The organism is Fusibacter tunisiensis, assembly GCF_016908355.1.
GTDB classification, from domain to species: domain Bacteria; phylum Bacillota; class Clostridia; order Peptostreptococcales; family Acidaminobacteraceae; genus Fusibacter_D; species Fusibacter_D tunisiensis.
The window spans coordinates 61694-72217 of record NZ_JAFBDT010000010.1; the positions used below are offsets into that span (position 1 = coordinate 61694).

At 37.1% G+C, this 10524-nt stretch carries 10 protein-coding genes; 9 read left to right on the top strand and 1 reads right to left on the bottom strand.

Annotated features, from left to right (window positions below):
- Positions 1 to 9: 9 nt before the first annotated feature.
- Entirely contained in the window at positions 10 to 1605 is a 1596-nt protein-coding gene (locus tag JOC49_RS07600) for a peptide chain release factor 3 (protein ID WP_204663983.1), read from the bottom strand.
- Positions 1606 to 1731: 126 nt separating this feature from the next.
- On the opposite strand from JOC49_RS07600, the gene JOC49_RS07605 reads away from it, so the two are divergent.
- From JOC49_RS07605 to JOC49_RS07645, 9 genes are all read left to right on the top strand, one after another.
- Positions 1732 to 2499 carry a class I SAM-dependent methyltransferase gene (locus JOC49_RS07605; RefSeq protein ID WP_204663985.1) on the top strand — a complete coding sequence of 256 codons (768 nt, stop codon included), beginning with the start codon at positions 1732 to 1734 and terminating at the stop codon, positions 2497 to 2499.
- Between the two features lie 98 nt (positions 2500 to 2597).
- Positions 2598 to 3815: a GNAT family N-acetyltransferase gene (locus tag JOC49_RS07610; protein ID WP_204663987.1), complete on the top strand. Its 1218-nt coding sequence runs from the start codon at positions 2598 to 2600 to the stop codon at positions 3813 to 3815.
- A 26-nt stretch (positions 3816 to 3841) separates the two neighbouring features.
- The gene (locus JOC49_RS07615) at positions 3842 to 5083 is read left to right on the top strand and encodes an aminopeptidase P family protein (protein WP_204663989.1); all 1242 of its coding nucleotides are present in this window, start codon (positions 3842 to 3844) and stop codon (positions 5081 to 5083) included.
- Positions 5084 to 5100: 17 nt separating this feature from the next.
- The gene (locus JOC49_RS07620; protein ID WP_204663991.1) at positions 5101 to 6555 is read left to right on the top strand and encodes a leucyl aminopeptidase; all 1455 of its coding nucleotides are present in this window, start codon (positions 5101 to 5103) and stop codon (positions 6553 to 6555) included.
- A gap of 12 nt (positions 6556 to 6567) precedes the next feature.
- Positions 6568 to 7059, top strand: coding sequence for a ferritin family protein (locus tag JOC49_RS07625; protein WP_204663993.1), 492 nt, complete (start codon positions 6568 to 6570; stop codon positions 7057 to 7059).
- A 117-nt stretch (positions 7060 to 7176) separates the two neighbouring features.
- A complete protein-coding gene (locus JOC49_RS07630; protein ID WP_204663995.1) occupies positions 7177 to 7908 on the top strand; it encodes a DUF2161 family putative PD-(D/E)XK-type phosphodiesterase in 732 nt (243 codons plus the stop codon).
- Positions 7895 to 9169 carry a sensor histidine kinase gene (locus JOC49_RS07635; protein ID WP_243423639.1) on the top strand — a complete coding sequence of 425 codons (1275 nt, stop codon included), beginning with the start codon at positions 7895 to 7897 and terminating at the stop codon, positions 9167 to 9169. The genes JOC49_RS07630 and JOC49_RS07635 overlap by 14 nt, the downstream gene beginning before the upstream one ends.
- A gap of 8 nt (positions 9170 to 9177) precedes the next feature.
- The gene (locus JOC49_RS07640; protein WP_204663999.1) at positions 9178 to 10020 is read left to right on the top strand and encodes a response regulator; all 843 of its coding nucleotides are present in this window, start codon (positions 9178 to 9180) and stop codon (positions 10018 to 10020) included.
- 111 nt (positions 10021 to 10131) lie between these two features.
- Complete coding sequence (locus JOC49_RS07645; protein ID WP_204664001.1) at positions 10132 to 10425, top strand: Na+/H+ antiporter NhaC family protein; 294 nt, start codon at positions 10132 to 10134, stop codon at positions 10423 to 10425.
- Positions 10426 to 10524 lie beyond the last annotated feature (99 nt).

Genomic DNA, 10524 nt, shown 5'->3' on the forward strand with positions numbered 1-10524 from the left:
GGGTTTTCTTTAACTTCGGATTGATATCTCTTCAAGTTTCATAAACTTATTGCGCTCTTCTATTTGTCGAATAGACCATTCGTTTTGGAAAATAAGGACAGGATTTTCAGAAGCGTCCTCAACAAGCATTGTGTCCATTGTCATTGAGATTTTATCATTCTGATTCAAGTCGCTTTTTACCCAACGCACATACCGATACGGAAGCGTTTCAATGATTACATCTACACCATATTCGTTTTTTAATCGATACTCTAAAACTTCAAACTGCAAAACACCCACAACACCAATAATCAGTTCTTCAACACCAATATTTGGACGTCTGAACACTTGGATGCTACCTTCTTCAGACAGTTGCGTGATGCCTTTTATGAACTGTTTACGTTTAAGGGCGTTCTTGGTATAGACTTTGGCAAAATGTTCAGGGGCAAATATTGGAATATCATGATAGGCCGTTCCTGAATTGTCCGCACAAAGTGTGTCACCGATTTTAAAAATCCCAGGATCATGAATGCCGATGATATCACCAGGATATGCTTCTTCAACAACGACTCGATCTTGAGCCATAAATTGCTGTGGCTGCGCCAAGCGTATTTTTTTGTTTTCTTGGACATGAGTGACTTGCATGCCTTTTTCAAATTTTCCTGAACAGATTCTTAAAAACGCAATACGATCTCTATGTGTTGGATTCATATTAGCCTGAATTTTAAAAATAAATCCTGTAAAGTTTTCCGAATTAGGATCAACTGGGCCAAGGTTGCTGGAACGTGGCGAGGGTGGTGGCGTCATGTTTATAAAAGCATTTAAGAATGGCTCTACACCAAAATTCGTCAGTGCACTTCCAAAGAAAACAGGTGTCAATTCACCGCTCAAGATTTTCGCATGATCATAGGGATCGCCTGCATGATCTAATAATTCCAGATCTTCCTGTAATTTTTCATGAAGGCCCAACCCTAAAAGTGTGCTGAATTTTTCATCACTCAAGTCACCTGTTAGTGTAGTGGATTTAGATTGACCATGATTTCCATCGTCAAATAATTCCACTTGGTTGCTGCGTCTGTTGTAGACCCCTTTAAAATGTTTACCACTCCCAATAGGCCAATTCATAGGGTAGGAACGGATACCGAGATTGTTTTCTATGTCCTCTAAAAGTTCATAAGGATCACGGCCTTCTCGGTCTAATTTGTTTATGAATGTGAAAATTGGGATGCCTCTCATTTTGCAGACTTTAAATAATTTTTTAGTTTGATCTTCAACACCTTTCGAACTGTCGACCACCATAACCGCACTATCTGCAGCCATGAGTGTTCTGTAAGTATCCTCCGAAAAATCTTGATGACCAGGGGTGTCTAAAATGTTGATACAATGAGATTTGTAGTTAAATTGTAAAACACTGGATGTAACTGAAATACCTCTTTGTTTTTCGATTTCCATCCAATCTGAAACGGCATGCCGTTGAGATTTACGTGATTTTACAGAGCCTGCTTCACGAATTGCACCGCCGTAAAGCAGTAATTTTTCAGTAAGTGTTGTTTTACCCGCATCTGGGTGGGATATAATTGCAAAAGTTCGTCTTTTTTGAACTTCTGATTGGATTGATTTTGACATATAATACCTCAATTCAATTATTGGATTAACCGTTTGATTTTACCTTTTTGTGAGCGTCTCGTCAATAAAAGGTGAGAATCATGAAAAAAATGATATAATATAAAAAAACATTTAGGGTGATTAATTATGGAAAAACGCAATGAAAACGCTTGGAATTTAGATACGTATAAGGCATGGGTTGAACGGTTTGGCGAGCCAGCAACCTTTATGGAAGTCATAAAAAAAGACCCTTTTAAGCGTGTAAAAGATATTTTTGAGTTGGGAACTGATTTTAAGGGTAAAAAAGTTTTGAACCTGATGGGATCGAACGGAAATAGAGCTGTGGCTTTGGCGGTGTTAGGCGCGGAAGTTACAGTTGTGGATTATTCTGAAGGAAATGCTGCTTATGCCATGAATTTAGCAGAAGCTGGAGGGATATCAATCGACTATAAATGTATGCGGGTAGAAGATTTTGAACCGGATTTTGAATACGATTATGTTTTTGCTGAAATGGGAATTTTGCACTATTTTACCGATCTAAGTCTTTTTTTTGGTCTGTGTTACAGGAGCTTGAAAGAGAATGGAAAGTGTATTGTAAAAGATTTCCACCCTGTGAGTACCAAATTGATATCTTCTAGAGGACACACAGCCAAAATTAGGAAACATAAAGTAGATGGGGACTATTTTAGTACAGCCTTAGTTGAAAAAAAAGTGGCTTTTTCCAAATACAGTACTGGTGCTGCTGATGAAACCGTTTACTTAAGGCAGTGGACACTTGGGGAAATTGTAACCAGTGCTGCTGGTTCTGGGTTTTGGATAGAAACTTTGGAAGAAAATCCCAATCAATCTTCAGAGCAGTTTGACAAAGGCATACCTAAAACATTTATTTTGAGAGCTGAGAAGCGCTCCGTTTGACGAAGTCTGTTAAAAATGTTAATATTAAGATAGACATTAACGCGTGGGGCATTTCAACTTTTGTTGAGGTGCTTTTGTTTTATGAAAGGAGTATCATTTTGAGAAAAAGTGGCAGAACACCATTGTTTAGAGCGAGAAGACTTGAAAAAATATTGGATGTAGGCGAAATTTACATAAAACTGGAAGGTGCAAATCCAAATGGTCATCTGGTGGATCGAATCGCTGAAATGATCGTAATGGAAGCAGCAAATCAGAAGTGCAATGAAATCTTGATTATGGGATCACAAAATTTCACTCAAATTGTGAGATACTATGCAGAACTTGCTGAAATCAAACCCATTATACCCGTTTTCAAAAGTGAAAAATGGAAACTTTCCAAAATTAATGAAGATGCTTTTTTAGATTTTAGAGATGAATATACATTATCTCAATATGATTTGTTGAAACGCATTTCAGATGAGTCTGGCGCATATTTAGCGTTTGAAGGAAAAACCACACAGATTTTTTCTGAAATTGCAACAGATGAGATCATGAATGAAATTTTGATTCGATTAAAGAATAAAGTGGATAATATTTATTTGCAAATGGACCATGGCCTCAATGTGGAAACTGCCAGATGGAGTGCCTATAAGCTTTGGATTGAAGGCGTTCTTGAGATGCCACCGAGCTTATTTACAGCACAATCGGCTAAGGGGAAAATCGAAAATGAAGCTGATACTGAAATTTTAGTGGATGATGAGGTATTAAAAGAAGCTGTAAAAGTGCTTAGAAATATGGAACATCTAAAATTAAAGCAAAGTGACTCATTGGCTTTTGGCGCATTTTATCAAAGTGTGAAGCAAGGAAAAGTCGAAAAAGGAACGCACGTTATTATTCTAAAAGATGGCAAAACTGAGGTAAAGATTGACAATCTAAACGATTTTGACGATGTATCTAAAAGGCAATTGGTGGCATATACGAGAGAATGGTTGGCCCAATATGCAGATTCTTTTGATGAGACCGAAGATGCCATTGAAAACGCTAACGACAAGGGCTTTATCCTTTTGGCATCTCGGAATAATGAATATGAAGGTGTTTGTATTGTTGTGAATTTAGGATTTGACCGTTTTATTCCAAAATATCACTTGGCCTATATTGGGACACGCTCCACAAGCAAAGGAAGAGGACTTGGAACGGAATTAATCCAAAAAGCAATTGAATTGACAGAAGGCAATTTGTCTTTACATGTTGATTTGGATAATAAAACCGCTAAAAAATTATATGAAAAACTTGGGTTTGTACACACATACAATCGCATGTTATATAAAGGGCAATAAGACATAATTTAGGGGAGGAACTGAAGATGAACACATTTTTTACTAGGAATCGCAGTAAATTTGCAGCCCACATGGAAAGTGGAGACTTTGCTGTATTTTTTGCAGGAAGTGCGCCTAAAAGTACAGCAGATGCACATTATTCTTTCTTACAGAATAAGAACTTTTATTATCTAACAGGATGTAAGCAAGAACATTTTATTCTCACACTCCATAAGAATGACACTTCTGTGGAGACCACACTCTATATCGAAAAGCCAGATTATGATATTGAAAAATGGATTGGAAGAAAGTTGACGCGTGAACAAGCCAAGGACATTTCTGGTATTGATAACATTCATTTCCTCAGCGCTTTTGAAAGCAACATGACACGATTTATCTATGACAACAAAATAAAACGTATCCTTTTGGATTTGGAAAAATTGGATTGGAACGCACATGATGCGGATTCAGATCGATTTGCACGAGATATCCTAAAGCGGTATCCGTTTATTCAGATTTTAACTGCCCATCCAATCCTAAGCCAGTTGCGGATGATTAAAGACTCTTTTGAAATTGAACAAATTGAAAAAGCAGTAGAAATGACAAAAGATGGGTTAGATGCAATATTGAAAATTTTAAAACCAGATGTTTTTGAGTATCAACTTGACGCAACCTTTTCACACAGCATTAGGATGGCTGGCGCAGATGGCATTTCATTTCCAACAATAGCGGCATCAGGTGAGGATGGGGTTATTTTACACTATGTAGAAAATGCGAAGCCTATGAAAGATGGCGATTTGGTATTGTTGGATCTTGGTGCCCAATATCAGCAATATGCGGCTGATATTTCTAGAACCTATCCTGTTGGCGGTCGGTTTTCCGAAAGGCAAAAAACACTTTACAATAGTGTTTTGAAAGCACAAAATGCAGTGATTGATGCCATTAAGCCGGGCTTTTTATTTGAAGATTTGAACAAGGTATGTCAAGAGTCTCTTTTTAATTCTCTCAAGGAAATTGGGCTGATTGAAAAGAAAGAGGAACTTTCTAAATATTATTATCATGGTGTTTCTCATCACTTGGGTCTTGATGTACATGATTTAGGGAATCGAACCGGTGCATTGGAACCGGGAATGGTATTGACTGTTGAACCAGGACTCTATGTTGCAGAGGAAAATATAGGCATTCGAATTGAAGAAGATGTCTTGGTGACAGAAGAAGGTAATCGAGTGCTATCAATTGGAATTCCTAAGACAGTGGAAGAAATTGAAGCGGTTATGTCAGGAAAATAAAATGATATGGGGGCAATATGGAATTTAAATTTAATGAAAAATGGGATGCAACTCTTTTAGAAGGTATTATTGTCATGGTTGATGAATCGTGTGAGCGTCCAGATTATGATCAAGCACTCTTGGACCATATATCAAAAAAAGAGATTTTTTCAGGTAAAATTGGTGAAACTTATGCAAGTGCACTAAAAATGAACTCAGGTCTCAAAGAAATTGTCTTTGTTGGCATTGGAACGGCGGAAACTTTTAAAAAGGAAAAATGGGTTAAGGCTCTGGCGGGCGCATTTAAACAATTAAAAAAGAAAAAAGTTACAAATTTAGGTGTGGATTTAACACCTCTTAAAAACGTTTTTGATCAAGAACGGGTCGTGTCAAGATTGATATCAGAGTCACTTATTTTAAGTGATTATAAATTTGACGATTACCTGTCAGAGAGAAAGGATTCTACGGTGGCATCTGTTTACTTCAAAGGCTTGCATCTGCGTGATTCAGCACTTGAAGAAGGACAAGTTTTGGGAGAAGCAACTTTATTTGCAAGAAAGTTGACCAATATGCCTGCAAATATTTTGACGCCGACGAAGTTAGCTGAGATGACAGTTGACTATGGTCAAAAATCGGGTTTTGAGGTGGAAATTAAAGATGTAGAGTCTATACAAGACTTAAAAATGGAGGCTTATCTTTCTGTTGCAAAAGGGTCCTCTGAAGCACCACAATTAATTGTTATGCGATATACGGGCAATCCAAAATCAAGTCAACGCCTTGGATTGGTAGGCAAGGGGTTGACTTATGATTCAGGTGGTTTGTCAATTAAACCAACAAATGGAATGGTGACCATGAAGGATGACATGTCAGGTGCTAGTGCAGTTATTGGGACAATGGGTGCAATCGCACAAATGAAATTACCAGTCAATGTAACGGCAGTTGTAGCGGCTTGCGAAAATATGATTTCTGGGCACAGTTATAAACCAGGTGACATTATCTCTTCTATGGCTGGAAAAAGTATTTTTATTGGAAACACAGATGCAGAAGGACGGTTGACGCTTGTGGATGCAGTGACCTATATCCAAAAACACGAAGAAGTTGATAAAGTTGTAGATATTGCAACTTTAACAGGCGCTGCTGTGGCCAGTCTTGGCACAGAAGCATCAGCAATTATTTCAACAGATGATACGTTTTATACATTGGTTGAGAAGGCGTTTGAAAAGGCTTTAGAAAATCAATGGCGACTTCCGATTTTCGATGCGTATCGTGAAAAATTAAAGCACGAAGAGGCAGACCTAAATAATTCTGCTGGGACACCAGGTGCAATTACTGCAGGATTGTTTATTGAGGCGTTTGTTGAAGACAAGCCATGGGTACATATAGATATAGCCGGAACAGCCTTTAAAGAAAAAGAGGATGGCATCTATTCTAAAGGTGGCACAGGCGCAGGTGTGCGTCCACTCTATTTTTTGGCTAAAAAACTAAGTAAATAATGAGGTGATCAAATGTTAAACAAGGATGTTGAAGTATTTAAGCAGGCAATTTTAAATGAAGTTGAAGGGTATGAGTTTTATAAGATGGCCGCTTATAATACAGAAGATGAAGCGGTTAAAAAAGAATTTATGAATTTGGCCAATGAAGAATTAAAGCATATTGATTGGTTGAAAGATGCTTTTATGAAATTGAGTGGCGATCCATCTGATTCGGTTGCTTTAGCTGAAATTGAATCGCCCCCAAGTCCTGAAATTTTCAAGTGGGAAAAGTTACAAATAAAAAATGCCAATCTTGCAGTTTCAGTTTTAGGAATCGGTATTGAAATGGAACGTGCATCGGTTGAATTTTATAAAAAGGCGATGGCAGATACGCCCTATGAAGCTGCTAAGCGGTTGTTTGATGTACTGGCAAAATGGGAACAGGTTCATTTGGAACAATTTTCAGCAGCTTACAACACACTTATGAAAGACTGGTGGTCAGAACAAAGTTTTGCACCTTTCTAAATAAATACTGACAACTTTAACCCCTGTGAGAAACGCGTTTCTTGCAGGGGTTAATTTTTGAAATCAATGGACAAGGATTGTAAAATATTTTAAAATTGTAATACATAGGAGGTGCGGATGATTGAAAAAGAAATAGAATTACACGCCCCTGTTTCAAAGTGGCTTGAAGAAAAGGGTTGTGACGTTCAAGCTGAAGTAAATTCAGTTGATTTAGTTGGGCTATTGGGCAATGAAGTTGTTGTAGCTGTTGAACTCAAAAAAAAGCTGAATTTAGAAGTTATCAATCAGGCTGTTGAACGTCAAAAATACGCAAGTTTAACTTACATTGCTGTTGAGCATGACTATAAATCAGTTGAAAGCAAACGGTTTAAAATGACCAAAAGTACATTAAGAAGATTGAAAATAGGACTCTTAACGGTGAACTTTAGGTCTGAAATTCCTGTGGTATATGAGCAAATCAAAGCTGAAGTGATGCCAGAAGATGGACAGTCCAAACGTGGACAAAAGTTGAAAAACCAATTGATTAAGGAATTTAGAGGTAGAAAATCTGGACATTTCAATAAAGGAGGCAGTGTTAAAACACAGGTGATGACTGCCTACAAAGAAACATGTCTTAAATTAGCTTGGATTATTCATCAAGAAGGTCAGATGTCAACAAAGGCCATTAGAAGTCAATTTCCGGATTTGAAGTCTTGCACGTCTTACTTAAATGCAAATCACTATAGATGGTTCCAACGGGTTGAACGCGGTGTTTATCGGTTAACTCAGACAGGTGAGGAGGCTTTGAATATGTACCCTTATGTCATTGAGTTTTTTGAAAGGCAGTTGAAAAGTGATGCAGACGTATAAATATAACCTCAATAGCATTCAAGAGCGAAAGATGCTGCTGATTGCACTTGTAGATGCAATACTTGCAGGCTTTTATCTTAAAATTTTTCCCTTTGATTACACCATTAATCTAGCTGTGGTGGTTTTGCCAATTTATTATTTTTTGGACAGACGTTTACACCCAGTTTTGACTGGCATTCATATTGCAGCAATTGGTCTTGTATTCCGTACCTTGGCAGGATTTTATTATTATGGAAGTTTCATCAATGCGTTTTGGGCAGATTTTAATTTTCTTTTTTTTGATTTGACCTATGGCATCGTTTTTACGTTGCTTTTTTACAATAAAAAGGCAAAAACACAATATACACTTTTTTTTGCAGCCTTAGCAAGTGATTTTTTAGGCAACGCCGCTGAATTTACTACTCGGTTTGGATTTGGTGAATACCTAAGTGGAGATGTCATGGCCACATTACTTGCAGTTGCATTGATTCGAGCTACGGTTGCTGTCTTGCTAATAGCCGCAATTCAGTATTACAATTCTTTTTTAAGGAAAGAGGAACATGATTTACGGTATCAAAAACAGATTGATATGATTTCTGAGTTAAAAGGGGAAATATTTTTCCTTAAAAATAATATGGCACATGTTGAGCAGGTTATGGATGAGGCATTCAGCCTATACCGAGAGTATGAGGACTTGGATTGCAATAGCCGTAAATATAAGGCTTTAAGTATTGCAAAAAATGTGCATGAGGTGAAAAAGAATTACTTTAGAGCAGTTGAGGGCATTGATGAAATCATAACAAGTGGACAGACTGAGATGGTTTTTGATCTAAGGGAAATTGTAAAAATGCTGCAGATGACTTTTGAGCGGTGGTTGGACAGGGAGCATATACCAATTTCACTTAAGGTCTCTCTACAGGGGACTGTCCAAGTAAAAACACACAGCATGTTAATGTCCATTCTTAAAAATCTCGTCGCAAATGCATTGGAATCTATTCGAGCAGATGGAGAAGTATCATTGCTCTATTATGCCAATGAATCCCATCACGTTTTTGTTGTAAAGGATTCTGGTGAGGGGATTGCGCAAGGGCAATTGGACTATATTTTTAATCCTGGGTATTCTACTAAATACGATGCTGATTCTGGGGATTCCAATAGAGGTGTGGGACTCACCATTGTTAAAGATATCGTTGAGAATTTCTACTGTGGTCAAATCAGTGTATCTGCTGCACCAACAAGTGGCAGTCAATTTGAAGTTAAAATTCCACTTGATAAATTATAGGAGGCAAAATGAAATTATACATCGTTGATGATGATGCAACTGTTATAAAAATGATTGAAGAAATTATTTTGGACAATGCTCTTGGTGAAATCGTTGGCATGAATACAAACAGCAAGCAGGCTCTTGAGGAAGTTAGACTCCTGAAACCAGATTTGGTATTGGTTGATTTGTTGATGCCTGAACTGGATGGGATAACATTTGTAGAGCAAATATCACAGACTTCCCCACACATTAAAAGCATTATGATCTCACAAGTAACTTCGAAAAAAATAGTGGGAGACGCTTATGAAAAAGGCATCACTTTTTTTGTTGGTAAGCCCATTAACAAAAAGGAATTAACACATGTAATTTTAAATGTAGCAGATCAAATTAAGTTGGAGTCCAGTATGATGCAAATAAAATCCTTATTGGAAAAAGGAAATACTGTTAGGTCATCTGGGGAACAATCGCTTGAAAATGATACACGTAAGTATAGGCTTTTTTTTTCAAAGTTGGGTATTTTGGGAGAATCAGGGTGTGATGATATTATCAAAATATGTGACTACCTAAAACAAAATATGGATCATGTGCATCAAGAAAGGTTAAATGAAATTACTGCAAAAGTATCAGACAATTCTAAGGCAATGGAGCAGAGGATAAGACGTACCATAAACAAAGGCATGTCCAATGTCGCCAGTCTTGGAATTGAAGACTACCTAAATGAGACTTTTGTGAAATTTTCGAATTCTTTATTTGATTTTGACCAAGTTAGATTGGAGATGGAATTCATTAGACGTAAAACAAATTCAGGGGGAAAAATCAACATTCGAAAGTTTATGGACAACTTATTGTTAATTATTGAAGAAATGTAATGTTATTTTGTAACAACATGTATTTTGATGAATTTTTGTGTAGTGGTTACATATAATTAACACATCGAGTGTTAGAAAATCACTCAAAAATAAAAAGGGGGATAAATATTTATGGAACAAAGAAAAGTTTCACCTGGTATTGCACTTATACCTGTCATTTTCTTGGTGGTAACATTAGCTTATTCGTTGAGATTCCTTGGTGCTGACCCGCACATTCCACTATTTACATCTGCAATCTTTGCAGCGTTGGTTGGAATCTTTGTGCTCAAAGTATCTTGGGCTGAAATTGAAGAAGGTATTGTAGACACGATTAAAATGTCAATGGGTGCCGTTATTATTCTTATGATTATCGGTATGGTTATAGGAACCTGGATTCTTTCAGGTATTGTACCAACTATGACCTAGATTCTACGTGCAATCTACTCATATAACCCTTTAAGCAAGTATTTATAATCGTTAAGCCAAAACCATTCTTTCACCCAATGGGTGAAAGAAAATTGCAGC

Excerpts from the sequence above, each read along its gene's own strand:
- JOC49_RS07605 (WP_204663985.1), top strand. The coding sequence starts at position 1,732 with ATGGAAAAACGCAATGAAAACGCTTGGAATTTAGATACGTATAAGGCA.
- JOC49_RS07600 (WP_204663983.1), bottom strand. The coding sequence starts at position 1,605 with ATGTCAAAATCAATCCAATCAGAAGTTCAAAAAAGACGAACTTTTGCA.
- JOC49_RS07630 (WP_204663995.1), top strand. The coding sequence starts at position 7,177 with ATGATTGAAAAAGAAATAGAATTACACGCCCCTGTTTCAAAGTGGCTT.
- JOC49_RS07615 (WP_204663989.1), top strand. The coding sequence starts at position 3,842 with ATGAACACATTTTTTACTAGGAATCGCAGTAAATTTGCAGCCCACATG.
- JOC49_RS07645 (WP_204664001.1), top strand. The coding sequence starts at position 10,132 with ATGGAACAAAGAAAAGTTTCACCTGGTATTGCACTTATACCTGTCATT.
- JOC49_RS07620 (WP_204663991.1), top strand. The coding sequence starts at position 5,101 with ATGGAATTTAAATTTAATGAAAAATGGGATGCAACTCTTTTAGAAGGT.
- JOC49_RS07640 (WP_204663999.1), top strand. The coding sequence starts at position 9,178 with ATGAAATTATACATCGTTGATGATGATGCAACTGTTATAAAAATGATT.
- JOC49_RS07625 (WP_204663993.1), top strand. The coding sequence starts at position 6,568 with ATGTTAAACAAGGATGTTGAAGTATTTAAGCAGGCAATTTTAAATGAA.
- JOC49_RS07635 (WP_243423639.1), top strand. The coding sequence starts at position 7,895 with ATGCAGACGTATAAATATAACCTCAATAGCATTCAAGAGCGAAAGATG.